Below are 18,387 nucleotides of genomic sequence, written 5' to 3'. Positions count from 1 at the left end.
GGCCCCCTCGATCGTCCCCTTGTGGGGCCAGGGCGCACCCCGGGTAAACGCAACATAGACACGCTCGATATTGTGAATAGCAAACAGACTGGAAAGTCCCTGGTGGGCCGCATCGGTCTTGGCCGCGACCACGACGCCCGAGGTCTCCTTGTCGATCCGGTGGACGATGCCCGGCCGCGCCACCCCGCCGATGCCGGACAGGCTGGCGCCGCAATGGTGCAGCAGGGCGTTGACGACGGTGCCGGTCTCGCTGCCGGGCGCGGGGTGCATGGCGATGCCCGGCGGCTTGTCGATGACGATCAGGTAGGCGTCTTCGTAGAGGACGGTGAGCGGAATGGCCTCCGGCAGCGGGATGGCCGAGGTGGGCGGCGGGATCTCGAGGCGATAGGCTCCCGCCTGGGCCTTCGCCGAGCCGTCCGTCACCGGAACCCCGTCGCAGGTGACCCGGCCTGCGGCGATCAGCGCCTGGATGCGGCCGCGCGACAGATCCGCAAGGCCCGCCGCCAGCAGCTTGTCGACCCGCCCGTTGGCGTCGCTCTGGCTGACGTCCAGCAGCCGCAGGCCCGGGGGCTCATCGTCGGGGTCCGGCTCACCGCTCATGGCCCGGCGTAGCGCGGAGCGACCCGCCCTGGCAATGCCACGGGGATTTCAGAGTTGGACAAGGGCTGTCGCAAGCCTGTGTTATGGCTCTGCCATAAGGCGCGGTTGAAAATGGGGAGAACCGTCCATGAATATTGATCGTCGTACAGCGCTGGGCCTGATCGGCCTGGGCGCCGCATCACCGGCCGCAGCGCAGACCGCTGCCGGCAAGGTCAGTTTCAAACACGGCGTCGCGTCGGGCGACCCGTTGCAGGACCGGGTGGTGCTCTGGACCCGGATCACGCCGGCGACGCCTGGCGGCCAGATCAGTTATCGCTGGGCCCTCATACCTGTGGATCGCCGGGCCGGCGGCGCAAAATCCGGAACCGGCGTTACCGGCCCCGAGCGGGACTACACCGCAAAAGTTGATGCGACGGGCCTGGACGCCGGCCGCGCCTACACCTTCACCTTCGAGGCCGAAGGCGTCACGTCGCCGACCGGTCGCACGATGACGCTGCCGGCCGGGCCGACCAAGGATGTGGTGTTCGCCGTGGCGTCCTGTTCGCTCTATCCGCAGGGCTATTTCAACGCCTACCGCGCCATGGCCGACCTGCCGCGCCTGGATCTGGTGCTGCACATGGGCGACTACATCTATGAGTACGGCGGCCCGGGCACCTATGGCATGGATTCCGCTGTGGCCAAGGATCGGGCGCACGCCCCCGCGCACGAGATCCTGAGCCTCGCCGACTATCGCCAGCGTCACGGTCAATACAAGTCCGACCCGGACCTGCAGGCCGCTCATGCCCGCGCCGCCTGGATCGTCGCCTGGGATGACCACGAGACCACGAACGACAGCTACGCCAACGGTGCCCAGAACCACCAGCCTGCCACCGAAGGCGACTGGACGGCGCGCAAGGCCGTGGCGCTGAAAGCCTACTATGAGTGGATGCCGATCCGCGAGCCGAAGCCCGGTCAGTCCCTCGCCGAAGCCGCAGCCCGCAGCTTCAAGGTGGGAGATCTGGCCCAGATCATCATGCTGGAAACCCGCCTGACGGCCCGGGACAAGCAGCTGACCTATGACAACGACATGCCGATGGCGGACGGCAAGCCTGACCTCGCCGCCTTCCGGACCAAGCTGTATGATCCCGCCCGTCGCATGATGGGCCCGGCGCAGGAGGCCTGGCTGGCCGGAGAGTTGGCCGGCTCGGTCAAGGCCGGGCACGCCTGGCAAGTGATCGGCACCGGCGTGTTCATGGCGCGGGTCAAGATCCCGGACCCGGCCAAGGATTTCCCCGCCGATGCCCTGTCCTCTCTGGACGAGGCGGCAAGGGGCCGCTTGCGTCGCTGGGGCGCCCTGGCGGGCCAGCCCTATGGCCTGGATATGTGGGACGGCTACCCCGTCGACCGCGAGCGGGTCTACGACATGATCAAGCAGGCTGGCGCGCGGCCCATCGTGGTCTCCGGCGACAGCCACGCGTTCTGGGCCAATGAACTGGCCGACGCCTCTGGCAAGCGCGTGGCCTGCGAGTTCGCAGGCACCTCCATCACCAGCCCCGGCGGCGGCGACGCCTTCAAGACTTTTGATATCGGCGCGGTGTTCGCCAAGGCGAGCGACGAGGTGATCTACAACGACCAGTCCTCGAAGGGCTTTGTGCTGGTGACCCTGTCACGGGACGCCGCGCGAGGCGATCTGGTGGCGGTCTCGACCATTGTCGACAAGGCGTTCACCGTCCGGACCGCGAAGAGCTTCCAGGCCACGCCGGAGGGCAAGGGGATCTCGGGGTTGAAGGAAGTCTGATCGCGACGATCCTAGACGGACTCTCTGGTGATGTCGGCCGAGCGACGGTTCGGCCGGCAGCCAGATGCCCTCAGCGCGTGCGCCGGATTTGCGCCAGCTCCTCGGCCAGGCTGCGGATTTCCTCGATCGCCTTCTCGGCCTGGCCTCTCATCGCCGTCACGGCCGACTCGTTCATGGGGCCGGCTGTCAGATTTAGTCGGGTTGTCCGGGAGCCGGGTTGAATCTCGAAGGTCTCGGAAAAGGCGCCGCCCTCGGCCGGGCCGTATTCATCGTAGTCGAACTGCAGCAACCGGTCCGGTTCATAGGCAGCGATGCGGCCGGTCGCCCGAACCTTGCCATTCGAGGTCCTCCAGGTGACCTTGTCTCCCGCTTTCCAGGACGTCTGGATCGACAGCCCATCGACGTAAGCCGCCGCCCATTCCTTGACGATTTCATTGGTGGTCAGAGTGCGCCACACCTCATGGGCCGGGGCGGCGATCTCTCGGGAACACTTCAGCGTCGGCATGAGGCTTCTTTGTCTACACATACCAAGTGATCGGGCGATCAGGAGGTTGCGCCATACGGATGTGCTCCGGTTAACGCGAGGTTGAGCCCTGCCTTTCGATGGCAGCCGATCAACCTGGTCAGCCCACCGCCGCGCGTTTCGGCGTCACGCCATTGGCCTCGCGCAGCATGGCCTCCATCTCATCGGCTGGCATTGGGCGTGCGAAGAAGTAACCCTGCATCCTGTCGCAACCGGCGGAACGCAGGAACAGTGCCTGCGCCTCGTGCTCAACACCTTCGGCGATGATGCGGACACCCAGCGACCGGGCGGCATGCAGCATGGAAGCCACGAGCTTGGACACCCGTGCGTCGCGGCCAACATCGTCGATCAGCGAGCGATCCAGCTTCACCGTCTGGATCGGCAGGTGCATCAGGGAGCGCAGGTTCGAATACCCCGTGCCAAAGTCGTCAAGGGCCACGTTCACGCCTTTGGCCGCCAGCCTTTCGATATGTCGACGCGCCAGGGCCATGTCCTGCAGCAGGAAGGTCTCGGTGATCTCGACGGTGAGCGCCGTGGCCGGGAGCGCAGTCTGACCCAGCCGCTGGATAAGCTTTCGCGAGAAACCCGGATCCAGCAGATCTCTCGGTGAGACGTTGCACGACACCACCTCGATCAGATCATCGGCGACCCAGGGCGCAGCGCGGGCGCAGGCGGCCTCGAAGATGGCCTCGTCGATGGCCTTGATCAGGCCAAGCTCCTCCGCCATCGGCACAAAGGCGGCGGGCGAAAGCAGTCCCTGATCCGGGTGCCGCCAGCGGGCGAGAACTTCGACGCCGACCATGCGGCCGGTCATGGAATCAATGATCGGCTGGAACCAGGGCTCGATTTCACCGGCCGGTATGGCGCGGCGGAGCTCCGCCTCCAGATTACGGCGACGCAGGCTTTCGTTGCGCAGGTCGGCGTCGAACACCGAGCATCGACGGCCCCCCAGCGCCTTTGCGCGATAGAGCGCCATATCGGCGAACCGTTGCAGGTCGCCCGCGTCCTGCGCGTCTCGGGGATAGAGGGCCACGCCGATCGAGCCACCCGGGACCACCGTGCGCCCGTAAATCGTCTGGGGCAGGGTCAACATGGAGATCAGCCGGGATGCCCGCCCCGAGATATCGGTGTCGTTGGTGATCAGGGCGAACTCATCTCCGCCCAGCCGCGCCACCAGTTCGCCGGGCCGGGCCTCGGCGCGCAGGCGCTCGCCCAGTTCGGCCAGCAACTGGTCGCCGGCGTGGTGCCCCAGGGTGTCGTTGAGGTTCTTGAAGCGATCCAGATCAATGATGAACAGGGCGACCTGCGCCCCGCTATCGCGGGCCGCCTCGAGACGCTCGCAGAGCCCGGATGTAAAGGCGCCCCGGTTGACGAGGCCCGTCAGCGAATCGGTCTGCGCCAGCCTGAGCGTCAGCTCACGCTCGGCCTCCAGTTCCGCGACTCGGGCGGCGAATTCAGTCTGGTGATCGGCAAGTTGCGGCACAGGGGGGGCGATCTGGAGTCCAACACACGATCCCACCTTCGCCGATCGAGGCGAATGCCCGGTTAAGCGACAAGGTTTACGTGCGTTAGGCTACTGCCCCAGTCGTCAGGCTTTGGCGGGAGCTTCCGCAGGCTCCTGGATCTGGCCTTCCCACTTGGCCACGACCGCCGAGGCGACCGTGTTTCCGATCACATTGGTGGCGGATCGACCCATGTCGAGGATGTGGTCCACGGTCAGGATCAACAGCAACCCCGCCTCCGGCAGATCGAAGTAGGCAAGGGTAGCGGCAATGACGACCAACGAGGCCCGAGGCACGCCCGCCATGCCCTTGGACGTGACCATCAACAAGCCCAGCATGGTCACCTGCTGGGCGATGGACATCTCGATGCCATAGACCTGGGCGATGAACAGGGTCGCGAAGGTGCAGTACATCATCGACCCGTCGAGATTGAACGAATAGCCCAGCGGCAGCACGAAGCTGGCCACCTTGCGCGACACACCCCATTGCTGGAGCGCATCAAGGGTTCGGGGATAGGCGGCCTCCGACGATGCCGTTGAGAAGGCGAGCAGAGTTGGCTGACGCACCGCGGCGATCAGTTTCAGCGCCCTTGGGCCGATAATGATCACCGCAGCGCCGATCAGCAGCACCCAGAGGAGGCCCAGTGACAGGTAGAAGCCGCTTATGAATTTCACATAGGTCCAGAGCACCTCGATCCCCTGGGTGGCGATCGTTGCGGCCAGGGCGGCGAAGATCGCCAGCGGCGCGGTGGTCATGACATAGCCCGTGACCTTCAGCATGATCTGGGCGACCTGTTCGACCAGGGCCAGCACTGCCGGCGCCTTGTCGTCGACGGCTGCCACGGCGGTGCCCACGAACACCGAGAACACAACGATCTGCAGGATCTCGTTGTTGGCCATCGCCTCGACGATGGATTTCGGCACCAGGTGGGTGATGAAGTCGCGCAGGGTAAACTTGGCCGTGTCGACGGCCGCACCGGTAGTGCCCGCATCCGGCAGGGTGAGGTTGAGGCCGGTGCCCGGCTTCAGGATGTGGACCATGATCAGGCCGATGGTCAGCGAGACGATGGAGGCGGTGATGAACCAGCCCATGGTCTTGATTCCGATCCGTCCGACCGCGCCGGCGTCTTCCATGTGAGCGATCCCGGCCACCAGGGTGGCGAACACCAGGGGCGCAATGATCATCTTGATCAGGCGCAGGAACACATCGGTGATGATGGTCAGGTTGTCCGCGACGGCGGCGGCGCCCTCGGTCGGCATCGTGACGTTGACGATCCAGCCAACCAGCACCCCAAGGATCATGGAGCCGACGACGAAGTAGGTGAACAGACGGTTCATTTGGCCCCCGGGGGAAACGCACTTGCACCCTTGTCGCCAAGATCGGAGGCCTCGTCCAGCAGGACGCGCTCGCAAGCGTCACACAGAGGCGCTATATTACGCCGGATGAACAAGACAAACGCAGCCGACATCGTTGATCGGCTAGAGACTGAATACCGCCAAAGCGTCGAGTCTCTCAGCAGCGCCCTCAAGACATTCCTGGCCGGGGGCCCCGCGCCGGACCCCTCAGCCCGCCTTGCGGGGGCCTATGTGTATCCTGAGTTGCGCCTGACCTGGCCGCCCGGGAAGCCCTTCCCCCGCATCAGTCGCGCCTATGCCCGGATCGCCGCACCCGGTCGATACGCCGTGACCGTTACCCGGCCGGAACTTTATCGCGACTATCTGATCGAGCAGCTGTCGCTGTTGCAGGAGGACTTCGAGGTCGAGCTGGAGGTCGGGCGTTCCAACCAGGAAATACCGTTTCCCTACGTTCTGGATCCGGCCGATATCGCCAAGGCCGACGTCGGCTCGGCAGAGATCGGCCAGCACTTCCCGACCACGGAACTGGCGTTCATCGGCGACGAAATCGCTGACGGGGCCTGGATCGGCGCGGAAGACGAGGCCCGTCCGCTGGCGCTCTTCGACGGACTGCGCACAGATTTCTCACTGGCGCGCCTGGCCCACTATACCGGCACGCCAGCCGAACACGCCCAGCAGTATATCCTGTTCACGAACTATCACCGCTATGTGGATGAGTTCGTGAGCTGGGCTGCCGCGCAGTTGAAGTCGGGCGGCCCCTACACCGCCTTGTCGGCGGCGGGCCACGTGATGATCACCGCCGATACACCGGACCCTGAAGCCACCGTCGCGGCAGGAACCTGGCGCAAACATCAGATGCCCGCCTATCACCTGATGGCGCCCGGCCGGACGGGCATTACCCTGGTCAACATCGGCGTCGGTCCTTCCAACGCCAAGACCGTGTGCGACCATCTGGCGGTGCTCCGGCCCCAGGCCTGGCTGATGATCGGCCATTGCGGCGGCCTGCGGGGCTCGCAGAAGATCGGCGACTACGTCCTTGCCCATGCCTACCTGCGCGACGACCATGTGCTGGACAAGGTGCTTCCGCCGGAGATTCCGATCCCGCCGCTGGCCGAAGTCCAGGTGGCGCTGAACGGCGCCGCCGAGCGGATCACCGGAGAGACCGGCGATGTGCTGAAGCGCCGCCTGCGCACCGGCACGGTCGTCTCGACCGACGACCGCAACTGGGAGCTCAAATACTCATCCAGCGCGCTGCGCTTCAACCAGAGCCGCGCTGTGGCCATCGACATGGAAAGCGCCACGATCGCCGCCCAGGGCTATCGCTTCCGGGTGCCATACGGGACCTTGCTGTGCGTGTCGGACAAACCGCTGCACGGCGAGATCAAGCTCCCTGGCCAGGCCAACGCCTTCTATGACCGCGCCATCGCCCAGCATCTGCAGATCGGCCTTGAGGCCATCGATCTGTTGCGGGCCGAAGGTTCAAGACTGCACTCTCGCAAACTGCGCAGCTTCGATGAACCGCCATTCCGGTAGGTCCAGCACAGCAGTATTAGTGTATCGAAACTGTCGCCCAACCGGGATACCGACCTGCCCATGACCCGACACATCCCCTTTGACGGAATCGAAAACTTCCGCGACTTCGGCGACTACGCCGCTGGCGCGCGTCGGCTGCGCCCGGGCGTGCTCTACCGGGCCGCCCACCAGGCCCGCGCCACCGACGCGGACCTCGCGAAGCTGGCGGAGATGGGCCTGTCGGTGATCGTCGACCTGCGGCGGTCCAATGAGCGCGAGCGCGAGCCCAGTCGGCGGTGGGACGGGTTCTCCGCCCAGGTCATCGAGAACGATATCGGTCAGGAAGCAGCCGATGAGTGGTCTACCTTCATCTCGGAGTCGGACCTGAGCGTCGATTCCTTTCACGCCTACATGCGCGACTACTATCGCGCCGCGCCCGGCCAACGACGCCACATTGATCTTTACACCCGCTACTTCCAGGCTTTGGCCGAAACCACCGGTCCGATCCTGGTGCATTGCGCGGCAGGCAAGGATCGCACAGGCATCATCTGCGCGCTGACCCACCATGTGGCCGGCGTCCACGATGACGACATCATCCAGGACTACCTGCTCACCAACAATCACGAGCGCATGGTGGCGCGCCTGCCTGTCATGCGCGAGCACGTCACCCAGGCATCGGGTGGGCGGGAGCCTTCCGACGAGGCCTTGTTGACCGCCATGCGCGTCGAGGCTGAATACCTGGAGGAGGCGTTTCAGGTCATGCGCCGCGACCACGGCTCGCTGGATGGCTATCTGGACCAGGCGCTGGGGCTGACGCCGGCCCTGCGCGAACGTATCCACGACCGCTTGCTGGCCTGATCCGGTTGCCATCGGGGCCCTTGACGTCCTAAGCACCCGGCCTCTGAGTTAACGGGGAGCCGCCATGCAATCCTTCCAGCCGCCGCGCCGGGTCCTGATGGGGCCGGGCCCCTCCGATGTCAGCCCGCGGGTGCTGGCCGCTCTGGCGCGGCCGACCATCGGTCACCTGGACCCCGAGTTCCAGACTCTGATGGAGGAGATCAAGGCGGCGTTGCAGCGGGTGTTCAATGCGCCGGATCATGCCTGCGTGCCGCTGCCCGCCCCCGGAACCGCCGGCATGGAAGCCGCCATGATGAACCTGCTGGAGCCCGGCGACCGTTGTGTGGTCGCGATCAACGGAGTTTTCGGCGGTCGCATGGCTGACATGGCAGGCCGCGCGGGCGCCACAGTGGTGACGATCGAACATGAATGGGGCCAGCCGGTCGATCCGGCGCGGGTCGAGGACGCGCTGGCCGAAGCGCCCACCAAGGTCCTCGCCTTTGTACATGCCGAAACCTCCACCGGGGTTCGCAGCGACGCAGCGGCACTGTGCGGCCTGGCCCGCAGGCATGGCGCGCTTTCCGTCGTGGACTGCGTGACCTCGCTGGGCGGGATCGCGGTGGAGGCCGCCGCCTGGGATGCCGACATTCTTTACTCGGGAACCCAGAAATGCCTTTCGGCGCCCCCGGGCCTATCACCCATCGCGATCAGCAAGCGCGCCCAGGCCGCGATCACCGGGCGCAAGGAGAAGGTCCGGAACTGGCTGCTCGATTTCAACCTGCTGATGGCCTACTGGGGCGGTGAGGGTGGCCGGACCTATCATCATACCGCACCGATCAATGCGCTCTATGGGCTGCATGAATCGCTGGTGGTGCTGTTCGAGGAGGGCCTGCAGGCCTCCACCGTACGACATGCCCGTACTCATGAGGCTTTGGCGGCCGGTCTGGAGGCCGCAGGTCTGAAACTTCTGGTCGATCCGAAGTGGCGGTTGCCGCAACTGAATACGGTGCTGGTGCCGGAGGGTGTCGACGAGGCGGCGGTTCGCGCCCATGTGCTGAAGACCTGGGATCTGGAAATCGGTGCAGGTCTCGGTCCGCTCAAGGGCAAGGTCTGGCGGATCGGGCTGATGGGCGCGTCGGCGACCCCCTGGCATGTGCGCCTTTGCCTGACGGCGCTCAGCGAGGCGTTGGCGGCCCAGGGTGTGAAGGTGGATCGTGCAGCCGTACTGACGGCCATGGACGCGAGTCTCGCGGCATAGTCGACCGGGCGGCGCTGTCCCGTTCCTTATCCCCCTCGACAGACGAGGGCCGCCCGCTACGGTGAGCGTCAAGGTTGCCGCAGCGCAAAGCGGCGCCCGGGGGAAATCCAGTGACAGACACCGCCGCCGCGCCTGACCGCAGCCCGGACACGAAGCTCAATCGCGGGGGCGTCTCCTGGGCCATCTTCGAGGGCGGACAAAGCCCGTTCGTGATCCTGATCATCATCTACATTTTTATGCCCTACGTCGCGGACGCCATGGTCGGCGACGCGGTGCGCGGCCAGGAGATCATCTCGCAGTGGCAGCAGTGGTCGGGCTGGGCGGTAATGGCCACGGCGCCGTTCCTCGGCGCATCCATCGACAAGCTGGGACAACGCAAGGGGATGCTGGGCGTGATTGTCGCCTTGATGATTCCACTGACCGCTTCGCTTTGGTGGGCCAAGCCGGACGGCACAGGTCTGACTGTAGCCATGACGATGTTGATCGCCATGACGGTGCAAGTGCTCTTCAACTATGCCGGGATCCTGCAGAATTCGCTGTTGATCAGGGCAGCGGGTCTGAACAACGCGCACAAGGCTTCGGGACTGGCCCTGTCGCTGGGCAACCTGTTTTCGGTCCTGGCGCTCGCGTTCACCGCCTGGGCATTCGCCCTTCCCGGGGTGGTGGACTGGCCCTGGGTGCCAACGGCCCCGCTGTTCGGCCTGGATCCAGCGACCAATGAACCCCAGCGGGTCGTAGCGCTGATGTCGGCGGGCCTGATGTTACTGGGCGCGATCCCGCTCTTCCTGTTCACGCCGGACGCGCCGCCGACAGGCATCCGCCCCTTGACGGCGGTGACAGATGGGGCCGTTGAACTCTGGAGGATGCTGAGGGCGATCACCCACTATCGTGACCCGGCCATCTACATCGGCTCGCGCATGTTCTTCGTGGACGGCATGAACGGGGTGCTGGTCTACGCCGGGGTCTATGCTGTGGGCGTCATGAAGTGGGGAGCCCTGGAAATGTTGGGCTACGGTATCCTGCTGAGCGTCGTGGCCGTGCTGGGCGGCTATGTCAGTCGCTGGCTGGATGCGGGCATCGGGCCCAAGAACGCGCTGCGGATCGAGATTTCGATGTCGATGCTGGGGCTGGCCGCCATGCTGGGAATGCGACCTGACCTGATCCTCTTCTTCTGGCCCTACGATCCGTCGGCCCATGGGCCGCTCTGGAACGGACCCGTCTTCACCCATATGCCCGACGTCGTGTTCATCCTGATCGGCTTCGTGAATGCCATTTTCATCACCGCACAGTACGCCTCCAGCCGCACATTGCTGACGCGCCTGACACCACCCGAGCAAACGGGGACCTTCTTCGGCGTCTATGCCCTCTCCGGCGTGGCTACAGCCTGGCTGGCGCCAACGATGGTCAACCTTGGCACGCGCGTCACCGGCACCCAGCAAGGGGGATTCGCCATGCTTCTGATCTTGCTGATGATCGGTCTGGCGGGTTTGTCGTTCGTACGAGGCGGCGGACGGGGCCATCAATTTCAGGCATGAACGGCTATTGCCCGGGATCTGAATTCGATCCACGATTTACAGCAGTTAAGGATTAATGGCTGATAATCATTTACAGATTTTAGGGATGCGACTTTATCTCGACTTAAGTCTGGCGGCGCAGATTGATCGTGTTCTTAGGGGCGAGCAGGCATTCGCTTGAAGCCCCCCACCACCTGCTCGCCAAATAGGAGATAGAGCCCATGTCGAACTTCATGAACCGCTTCCTGAAAGACGAATCCGGCGCCACCGCCATCGAGTATGGCCTGATCGCCGCCCTGATCGCCGTGGTTCTCGTGACCGCCCTGACGGCTGTTGGCACCAGCCTTCAAGCCAACTTCGAGACGATCAGCGACGCGGTCAGCGGCGCCTGAGCCCGACGTCCACACCTGAAACGGGGCCCCGGCGGAAACGCCGGGGCCCTTTTCTCTGGAACCCTGGTCGCAACGCTCCGTTCATCGACGGCGCATACAAGTGGACGAAACAGGTCACCCGGAATGATGCCCGCCCTCGCCGCCCTCCCCGCCCTGGTGTTTCTCGGCCTGATCCTGACGGCGGCGGTTGAGGATGCGCTGTCCTTTACGATTCCGAACTGGATTTCTGCGGCGCTGCTGGCCGCGTTCCCGCTTGCGGCCCTGGCCGTCGGCATGCCGCTTGCGTCCGCAGCAATGAACCTCGGCGTTGGCGTAGCGGCGCTGGCGGCCGGGATGGGGATGTTCGCACTGCGCTGGGTAGGTGGAGGCGACGCGAAACTGCTGGCGGCGGTGTGCCTCTGGCTGGGACTGCCGGCCCTCGGTATGTTCCTGCTGGCCACGGCGTTGGCGGGCGGCGGGCTGGCTATCCTGCTGATGACCCTCAGATCTGCGCAGGTGCGCCCGCTGATTTTGGTGAGCCCTCGCTGGGTCTCCAGGCTGGCCGATCCAGGCGAGGGTGTGCCTTACGGCGTAGCGATCGCCATCGGTGCGATGGCGGCTTTCCCGCAGACACTGTTCGGCGCCGGTCTCGGGTTCTAGGGTGTCAGCATGAGCGACGTGATCCTTGAAACCTTTGACGGCCCGACCGTCCCGATCCATGCCCTGACCGAGGCGGAGACGACGGCGGCTCTGGCGACCGACGCGTTTGCCGCCGCCCTGGCCCGCACCGCCGACTTCAAGGGCAAGACCGGCCAGTTGCTGCTGGTTCCCGATGCGCAAGGCGCACTCGACCGCGTGCTGTTCGGCGCCGGCGACGCCCAGCATCCGACCGTCTATCGGGCGTTACCGGCGAAGCTGCCGCCCGGCGTCTACCGGATCGCCGCCCGGCCGCAGGGCGTCACCCCCGACCAGATCGCGCTCCATTTCGCACTCGGGAGCTATCGGTTCGACCGCTATAAGACACCCGGCGCAGAGCAAGCCCGGCTGGTCGCCGAGGGCGCCGACGCTGCCGAAGTCCGGCAGGTCGCCCACGCCTGCGCACTGGCACGCGACATGATCAACACGCCCGCCAACGACATGGGTCCGCGCCAGATGGAAACCATCGCCCGCGAGATCGCCGAGCAACATGGCGCACGGATCAGCGTGGTCGAGGGCGATGCCCTTCTCACCGAGAATTATCCCGCTGTGCATGCCGTGGGCCGCGCCGCCGATCCATCCCGCGCGCCCAGGATGATCGAGATCAGCTGGGGCGAGGGTGACAAGCCGCTCGTCTGCCTCGTGGGCAAGGGCGTGGTTTTCGACACCGGCGGTCTGGACATCAAGCCCTCGGCTGGCATGCGGAACATGAAGAAGGATATGGGCGGGGCCGCCCACGTGCTGGCGCTGGGCCGGATGATCATGACCGCGAACCTGCCGGTGCGCCTGTCGATCCTGGTTCCGGTGGTGGAGAACGCCATCTCGGGCGACGCCATGCGCCCGGGCGACATTCTGGCCTCCCGCAAGGGTCTGACTATCGAAGTGGGCAATACCGACGCCGAGGGCCGCCTGATTCTGGCCGACGCCCTGACGCGGGCCTGCGAACTGGAGCCGGCGCTGACCATCGACATGGCCACCCTCACCGGCGCCGCCCGCGTGGCACTGGGCCCACAACTTCCGCCCTACTTCACTGACGACGAAGGCCTGGCCGCCGATATCGAGGCCGCCGCCCGCGCGGAGTGGGACCCAATGTGGCGCCTGCCGCTCTGGAAAGCCTATGCCGATGCGCTCGATTCCGACGTCGCCGGGATCAAGAACGATCCCGACGCCTGGGCCCAGGCCGGTGCGGTGACGGCCGCGCTCTTCCTGCAGCGTTTTGCGCCAAAGGGCGCCTGGGTGCATCTGGACGTCTTTGCCTGGAACCCCCGTGCCCGGCCGGGCTATGCGACCGGAGGCGAGGCCCAGACGATCCGGGGCCTCTACCGAATGATCCGGGAACGGTTTGCGTGAAACACGACCCCCGCATCACCCCCTGTCGCGACGGTATCGCAGCGCGCCGGCTGGAAGGCGTACTGGAGGCCGAGGTCTACCTCGACACCCGGGTCATGACCTGCACCGCGCCGGCGGCTTCCATCCGCGCCGTGCCCGACGCCGAGAGCGAACAGATGGATCAGCTTCTGTTCGGTGAGTGGTTCGAGGTTCTGGAGGAAGAAGGCGTCTGGCGTCTGGGTCAGTCGCTGCGTGACGGATATGTGGGCTTTGTAGAAGCCGCCCTGCTGGCGCCGGCTGGATCTTGGCCCACCCATCGGGTCGCGGCCATCCGCACCTATGCCTTTGCCGGACCCAGCATCAAGACACGTGCATCTGGCCCCTATTCGATCAATGCATTGGTGACCGTCGAGGCTGTCGAGGGTCGTCTGGCTAAGGTTTCGGGCGCCGGCTGGATGACCGCTGACCACCTTCAACCCATTGGCGTGGGCGAAGATGACTGGGCGGCTGTGGCCGAGCGTTTCCTTGGAACTCCCTATCTGTGGGGTGGCCGCGAGAGTTTGGGGCTGGATTGTTCGGGACTAGTCCAGCAAGCCCTGTTTGCCTGCGGCCGTGCCTGCCCACGGGATGCGGATCAGCAGGAGCAGTTGGGATCAGACATCACAGCCGACGCGTTCGGACGCGGCGATCTGGTGTTCTGGAAGGGCCATGTCGCCATCGGCCTGGGCGACGGCCTGATCATCCACGCCAATGGGCATCACATGGCCGTAGCCGTTGAGCCGCTCGCCGAGGCGATCAGACGGATCGGCGACACCGGGTCTCAACCGACCAGTTACCGGCGTCTCTGAAGGAGAAACCGGCCCGGGCGATTCGGAGCCGCCGCCCTTACTTCTTGGCGGGAACCGCGGGAGCCGCTGCCGCCGGAGCTTCGGCTGCCGCAGGTGCACCGGCGCTTGCCGGTGCTGCCGCGTCTGTCGCTGCCGGAGCCGTCGTCGCAGGCGCGGCAGCCGCTGCCGCTGCGCCTGGCGCGCGCGACGGGTCGGGCGCCGGGATCGGCAGCGTACCGCCCTGGCTCTTCATGTAGGCGATGACGTTGACACGGTCTTCGGCCTTCTTGAGACCGACAAAGGTCATCTTGGTCCCGGGCATGTATTTCGCCGGTGCCTTGATGAACTCATAGAGGCTGTCGTAGTCCCAGATCGCCTGCTTCGCGCCGAATTCGGTCATGCCCTTCGAGTACGCAAAGCCCGCATACGAGCCGGGTTTGCGCCCCTCGACGCCCCAGATAGCCGGTCCGGTTCCGTTCGCTCCGCCTTGTGCGATCGTATGGCAAGACGAGCACTTGGCGAAAACGGCCTTGCCGGCCTCGATGTCGGCGGTCGGGAGCACCGTGCCCCAGTCGGGCAGCATCTCGACCACAGCGGCGCCGCCGCCACCCTCTTCGGCGACCTCGACCAGATACCCCGGCTTGGCCGGTTTCTCGGGACCGAATACGCCAGCAGAGAGTTGCCCCAGGCCAATGATGGCCAGACCCGTGGCCAGCGCAGCGCCGGCGATCTTGTTGAACGTAAGTTCGCTCATAGTCCCCTGGTCACGCCTCTCATAGGCCGTAGGTCATCACCCACGAACACGCGGGAATCCCGCTCCTTATTGCGTGCGGCTCTCTTACACGCTACCGGCGCTCGCGCAACAGGCCTCGCGCGACATTACCCAACGGCATGAACCCGATTGTCATCATCCCCGCGCGCATGGCCGCGACCCGGCTGCCCGGGAAACCTCTGGCCGATATCGGAGGTTTGTCGATGATCGTGCGGGTGATGCGTCAGGCCCAGGCTGCAGACATCGGTCCCGTCGTCGTCGCAGCGGGTGATCGCGAGATCGTCGAGGCCATCCAACAGGCCGGCGGCCGCGCCGTCCTGACCGATCCGGATCTACCCTCGGGCTCGGACCGGATCCAGGCCGCCCTGGCGATACTGGACCCGACCGGCCACCACGACGCCGTGGTCAACCTGCAGGGCGACATGCCGTTCGTGGCGCCCCTTATTCTCTCGGCGTGCGTGGGCCTGCTGGCTGACGAGCCATTGTGCGACATCTCCACCGTCGTTGCGCCCGAGGTCTCTCCTGCCGACCGTTCGAACGAAGACGTGGTCAAGGCCGTGCTGTCGATGCTGCCGGACGGCCGCACGGGCCGGGCCCTGTACTTCACCCGCTCCACGCTCTTCGGCGACGCGCCGGTCTGGCGACATGTCGGGATCTACGGCTACCACCGCGCCGCGCTGGAACGTTTCAACGCTGCGCCACCGTCGCCACTGGAAACCCGCGAGAAGCTGGAACAACTTCGCGCCATGGAACTGGGCCTCTCGATCTGGGCTGTGGTGGCGCCGGACGCGCCGATTTCCGTCGACAATCCCGCCGATCTCGAGCGGGCCCGCGACTATGCAAGGACGCTGTCATGACCAAGGGGCGAATCGCCTTCCAGGGCGAGCTGGGCGCCAACAGCCATGAGGCCTGCATGGCCGCCTTCCCTGATATGGAGCCTGTGCCACACCCAACTTTCGAAGATGCATTCGAGGCGGTGAAGGCGGGCGACTGCCAGCTTGGCATGATCCCCGTGGAGAACTCGATCGCCGGGCGGGTGACCGACGTACATCACCTGCTGCCCTCCTCGGGCCTGAAGATCATTGGCGAACGGTTCAAGCCGATCCACTTCCAGCTCATGGCCAATCCTGGCGTGAAGCTCGAGGATCTGAAGACCGTCCAGAGCATGGCGATCGCGATCCATCAGTGCCGCGCCACGGTGCGGCGGCTGGGCCTCAAGGCCGAGACCGTCGGAGACACCGCCGGCGCCGCCAAGCTGCTGGCCGAACGTCCCGACCCTACCCGCGCCGCCATTGCGCCGGCTTTGGCCGCCCGAATCTATGGGCTCGATATCCTGGCCCGCGACATCGAGGACACCCACAATAACACCACGCGGTTCCTGATCATGACCGCAGACCCTGAGCCTGCCCCGCCGCCGCCAGGCGCAGCGTGCGTGACCAGCTTCGTGTTCCGGGTGCGCAACCTTCCGGCTGCGCTCTACAAGGCCCTGGGCGGCTTCGCCACCAACGGCGTCAACATGACCAAGCTCGAGAGCTACATGGAGGGAGGCGCCTTCACGGCCACCTTCTTTTATGGCGAGGTCGACGGGCGCCCCGAAGACCGCGCCCTGACGCTCGCCTTCGAGGAGCTCGCCTTCTTCACGGACCGGTTCGAAGTCCTGGGAACCTACCCGGCCGATCCGTTCCGGAGCCGCTGAGGGGGCAGGCTAGGCCGCCCCCTCTGTCACGGCGTGAAGTCGGGCGTAGGCCCCGCCCTTCTTCACCAGTTCGCCATGGCGGCCTTCCTCGACGATCCGGCCCTCGTCGAACACGAGGATCCGGTCCGCCCCGCGGATGGTCGATAGCCGGTGAGCGATGACGATCGTGGTACGACCCACCATCAGCTCTTCCATCGCCGCCTGCACCTGGCGCTCCGTTTCCACGTCCAGCGACGAGGTGGCCTCGTCCAGCACCAGGATCGGCGCGTCGGCCAGGAAGGCCCGCGCAATGGCCACCCGCTGACGCTCGCCCCCCGACAGCTTCACCCCGCGCTCGCCCACCAGGGTGTCGTAGCCCGCAGGAAGTCGCGCGATGAAGTCGGCCGCCCTCGCCCGCCTGGCGGCCAGCGCAATCTCCTCGGCCGTTGCGTCCGGCCGCGCGTACCTGATGTTGTCGGAGAGCGTGCGATGGAACAGGGCCGGGTCCTGGGGCACGACAGCGATGGCGCGCCGCAGCGAACCCTGACTGACTTTCGACACATCCTGACCGTCGATGACGATGGCGCCGCTCTCCAGATCGTAGAGACGCTGCACCAGCTTCACGAAGGTGGACTTGCCAGAGCCCGTGGGGCCGACCAGCGCCACCCGCTCCCCCGGCGCGATGCGGAGCGTGAACCGGTCATACAGGGGGCGGTCGGCCGACTTGTAGCGGAACACCACCCGGTCGAAGACAATCTCGCCGGCCTCCGAACGGAAGGCGGGTGCCTGGGCCGCGTCGGCGACCTGCGGCTCGGTGATGGCGAAGCGGGCCACGTCCTCGGTGTCATCCAGGCCACGCTGCGCCATGCGGATGTTCTCGCCGATGTTGCGCAGATAGCTGGTCATCAGCATGAACGACGTGATCGCAAAGGCGATATCGCCGGTGGTCGCCAGACCCTTTTGCCACTGCATCAGCAACAGTCCGGTCAAGCCCGCCTGCAGGACCACCAGGATCAGGTTGTGGAACAGCCACAGGTCCGTAAACCGGTTCCAGGTCTTGATGGTGACGGTCCGCCACATTTCGGTGACGCTGGCGATCCGCGCCTCCTCCCGGGCCTCCGCGCCAAAGGATTTGACGGTGGCGTTGGAGGAGATCGAGTCCGCGATAGCCCCGCCGATCCGAGAGTCCATCGCCACCGACTTCAGGTTGGAGGGTCGGGCGTAAAGGGCCGTCAGGAAGATATTGGACGCGATGTAGAGCACCACGATGATGAAGGCGAAAAGGCCCACCACCGGCCAGCGCATCGCCATCATGCCGCACAAGCCGAACAGCACGATGATCGCCGGGCCGAACCAGATCAGCGCCGCGTCCGTCACCACATCATAGCCCCACATCGCCCGGCTCAGCCGCCGCACGGTAGCCCCGGCGAAGCTGTCTGCGTGCCAGTCCGCCGAGAAGCCCTGCACCCGCTTGAAAGCCTCATCGGTCATGCGCTTCATGTTGTTGGCGGACATCGGGATCAGGAACCGCATCGAGGTGTTGCGGATCACCGAAAACGCCAGATAGACGCCCACGAACACGGCCCAGGCGCGCCAGGCCGGGTCGGGATTGGCGGGGCCGGCGGTGACGGCGTCGACCAGCCGACCGGCTGCCCAGGGCAGAGCCAGGTCAAAGCCAATGGCGATCAGGGTCAGCACCACGGTGCCGGTCAACAGCCAGGGCGTACGCAGCCAGTAGCGGGAGATGAACCCCAGCACCTGCTTGTTGGAGAGCACCCGCTGGCGGTTCTCGTCCTCGTCTTCGTAGTGGTCAGTCATGGGTCAAGTCCCGGGATGGCG

17 protein-coding genes are annotated in these 18,387 nt (G+C 65.7%); 11 read left to right on the top strand and 6 right to left on the bottom strand.

Annotation, left to right across the window (positions count from 1 at the left end; translation table 11 throughout):
• Positions 1–600: pseudouridine synthase (locus tag ACIQ42_RS05915; protein ID WP_397421287.1), on the bottom strand; the 600-nt coding region annotated here is incomplete at its 3' end.
• Between the two features lie 127 nt (positions 601–727).
• On the opposite strand from ACIQ42_RS05915, the gene ACIQ42_RS05910 reads away from it, so the two are divergent.
• Positions 728–2,377 (top strand): alkaline phosphatase D family protein, encoded by a 1,650-nt coding sequence (locus ACIQ42_RS05910; protein WP_397421286.1) that lies wholly within the window; start codon positions 728–730, stop codon positions 2,375–2,377.
• A 70-nt stretch (positions 2,378–2,447) separates the two neighbouring features.
• Here ACIQ42_RS05910 and ACIQ42_RS05905 read toward each other — a convergent pair whose 3' ends face one another.
• The 3 genes from ACIQ42_RS05905 to ACIQ42_RS05895 form a co-directional block, all read right to left on the bottom strand.
• On the bottom strand, positions 2,448–2,882 hold the full coding sequence (locus ACIQ42_RS05905; protein WP_397421285.1) for an SRPBCC domain-containing protein: 435 nt from the start codon (positions 2,880–2,882) through the stop codon (positions 2,448–2,450).
• A 118-nt stretch (positions 2,883–3,000) separates the two neighbouring features.
• Entirely contained in the window at positions 3,001–4,383 is a 1,383-nt protein-coding gene (locus ACIQ42_RS05900) for a putative bifunctional diguanylate cyclase/phosphodiesterase (RefSeq protein WP_397421284.1), read from the bottom strand.
• A 105-nt stretch (positions 4,384–4,488) separates the two neighbouring features.
• Positions 4,489–5,739, bottom strand: a complete 1,251-nt coding sequence (locus ACIQ42_RS05895) for a dicarboxylate/amino acid:cation symporter (protein WP_397421283.1) — start codon at positions 5,737–5,739, stop codon at positions 4,489–4,491.
• Between the two features lie 105 nt (positions 5,740–5,844).
• On the opposite strand from ACIQ42_RS05895, the gene ACIQ42_RS05890 reads away from it, so the two are divergent.
• The 8 genes from ACIQ42_RS05890 (at position 5,845) to ACIQ42_RS05855 (ending at position 14,122) form a co-directional block, all read left to right on the top strand.
• Positions 5,845–7,290: an AMP nucleosidase gene (locus ACIQ42_RS05890; protein ID WP_397421282.1), complete on the top strand. Its 1,446-nt coding sequence runs from the start codon at positions 5,845–5,847 to the stop codon at positions 7,288–7,290.
• Positions 7,291–7,350: 60 nt separating this feature from the next.
• Positions 7,351–8,127, top strand: a complete 777-nt coding sequence (locus ACIQ42_RS05885) for a tyrosine-protein phosphatase (RefSeq protein WP_397421281.1) — start codon at positions 7,351–7,353, stop codon at positions 8,125–8,127.
• Positions 8,128–8,191: 64 nt separating this feature from the next.
• Entirely contained in the window at positions 8,192–9,364 is a 1,173-nt protein-coding gene (locus ACIQ42_RS05880; RefSeq protein WP_397421280.1) for a pyridoxal-phosphate-dependent aminotransferase family protein, read from the top strand.
• 110 nt (positions 9,365–9,474) lie between these two features.
• Entirely contained in the window at positions 9,475–10,899 is a 1,425-nt protein-coding gene (locus ACIQ42_RS05875) for an MFS transporter (RefSeq protein ID WP_397421279.1), read from the top strand.
• A 200-nt stretch (positions 10,900–11,099) separates the two neighbouring features.
• Positions 11,100–11,270 carry a Flp family type IVb pilin gene (locus ACIQ42_RS05870; protein WP_397421278.1) on the top strand — a complete coding sequence of 57 codons (171 nt, stop codon included), beginning with the start codon at positions 11,100–11,102 and terminating at the stop codon, positions 11,268–11,270.
• A 123-nt stretch (positions 11,271–11,393) separates the two neighbouring features.
• A complete protein-coding gene (locus ACIQ42_RS05865; protein WP_397421277.1) occupies positions 11,394–11,909 on the top strand; it encodes a prepilin peptidase in 516 nt (171 codons plus the stop codon).
• 9 nt (positions 11,910–11,918) lie between these two features.
• A complete protein-coding gene (locus ACIQ42_RS05860) occupies positions 11,919–13,295 on the top strand; it encodes a leucyl aminopeptidase family protein (RefSeq protein WP_397421276.1) in 1,377 nt (458 codons plus the stop codon).
• Positions 13,292–14,122: a C40 family peptidase gene (locus ACIQ42_RS05855; protein ID WP_397421275.1), complete on the top strand. Its 831-nt coding sequence runs from the start codon at positions 13,292–13,294 to the stop codon at positions 14,120–14,122. The genes ACIQ42_RS05860 and ACIQ42_RS05855 overlap by 4 nt, the downstream gene beginning before the upstream one ends.
• 37 nt (positions 14,123–14,159) lie before the next feature.
• On the opposite strand, the gene ACIQ42_RS05850 is transcribed toward ACIQ42_RS05855, so the two are convergent.
• Entirely contained in the window at positions 14,160–14,855 is a 696-nt protein-coding gene (locus ACIQ42_RS05850; RefSeq protein WP_397421274.1) for a c-type cytochrome, read from the bottom strand.
• 137 nt (positions 14,856–14,992) lie between these two features.
• Between ACIQ42_RS05850 and ACIQ42_RS05845 the strand changes: the two genes are divergently transcribed.
• Positions 14,993–15,730, top strand: a complete 738-nt coding sequence (locus ACIQ42_RS05845; RefSeq protein ID WP_397421273.1) for a 3-deoxy-manno-octulosonate cytidylyltransferase — start codon at positions 14,993–14,995, stop codon at positions 15,728–15,730.
• Positions 15,727–16,569 carry a prephenate dehydratase gene (locus ACIQ42_RS05840; protein WP_397421272.1) on the top strand — a complete coding sequence of 281 codons (843 nt, stop codon included), beginning with the start codon at positions 15,727–15,729 and terminating at the stop codon, positions 16,567–16,569. Before ACIQ42_RS05845 ends, ACIQ42_RS05840 begins: the two co-directional genes overlap by 4 nt.
• Positions 16,570–16,578: 9 nt before the next feature.
• Here ACIQ42_RS05840 and ACIQ42_RS05835 read toward each other — a convergent pair whose 3' ends face one another.
• The gene (locus ACIQ42_RS05835) at positions 16,579–18,366 is read right to left on the bottom strand and encodes an ABC transporter ATP-binding protein (RefSeq protein ID WP_397421271.1); all 1,788 of its coding nucleotides are present in this window, start codon (positions 18,364–18,366) and stop codon (positions 16,579–16,581) included.
• Positions 18,367–18,387 lie beyond the last annotated feature (21 nt).

The sequence above is a fragment of the Phenylobacterium sp. genome (assembly GCF_044372605.1).
Lineage (GTDB): Bacteria > Pseudomonadota > Alphaproteobacteria > Caulobacterales > Caulobacteraceae > Phenylobacterium.
Note: the sequence above shows the minus strand (reverse complement) of the source record. Positions and strands in the feature narration are given on the sequence as shown.

What these genes read in the sequence shown, in the direction of transcription:
- ACIQ42_RS05910 (WP_397421286.1), top strand. Translation starts at nt 728, where the DNA reads ATGAATATTGATCGTCGTACAGCGCTGGGCCTGATCGGCCTGGGCGCC.
- ACIQ42_RS05905 (WP_397421285.1), bottom strand. Translation starts at nt 2,882, where the DNA reads ATGCCGACGCTGAAGTGTTCCCGAGAGATCGCCGCCCCGGCCCATGAG.
- ACIQ42_RS05895 (WP_397421283.1), bottom strand. Translation starts at nt 5,739, where the DNA reads ATGAACCGTCTGTTCACCTACTTCGTCGTCGGCTCCATGATCCTTGGG.
- ACIQ42_RS05890 (WP_397421282.1), top strand. Translation starts at nt 5,845, where the DNA reads ATGAACAAGACAAACGCAGCCGACATCGTTGATCGGCTAGAGACTGAA.
- ACIQ42_RS05885 (WP_397421281.1), top strand. Translation starts at nt 7,351, where the DNA reads ATGACCCGACACATCCCCTTTGACGGAATCGAAAACTTCCGCGACTTC.
- ACIQ42_RS05880 (WP_397421280.1), top strand. Translation starts at nt 8,192, where the DNA reads ATGCAATCCTTCCAGCCGCCGCGCCGGGTCCTGATGGGGCCGGGCCCC.
- ACIQ42_RS05870 (WP_397421278.1), top strand. Translation starts at nt 11,100, where the DNA reads ATGTCGAACTTCATGAACCGCTTCCTGAAAGACGAATCCGGCGCCACC.
- ACIQ42_RS05865 (WP_397421277.1), top strand. Translation starts at nt 11,394, where the DNA reads ATGATGCCCGCCCTCGCCGCCCTCCCCGCCCTGGTGTTTCTCGGCCTG.
- ACIQ42_RS05860 (WP_397421276.1), top strand. Translation starts at nt 11,919, where the DNA reads ATGAGCGACGTGATCCTTGAAACCTTTGACGGCCCGACCGTCCCGATC.
- ACIQ42_RS05850 (WP_397421274.1), bottom strand. Translation starts at nt 14,855, where the DNA reads ATGAGCGAACTTACGTTCAACAAGATCGCCGGCGCTGCGCTGGCCACG.
- ACIQ42_RS05845 (WP_397421273.1), top strand. Translation starts at nt 14,993, where the DNA reads ATGAACCCGATTGTCATCATCCCCGCGCGCATGGCCGCGACCCGGCTG.
- ACIQ42_RS05840 (WP_397421272.1), top strand. Translation starts at nt 15,727, where the DNA reads ATGACCAAGGGGCGAATCGCCTTCCAGGGCGAGCTGGGCGCCAACAGC.
- ACIQ42_RS05835 (WP_397421271.1), bottom strand. Translation starts at nt 18,366, where the DNA reads ATGACTGACCACTACGAAGACGAGGACGAGAACCGCCAGCGGGTGCTC.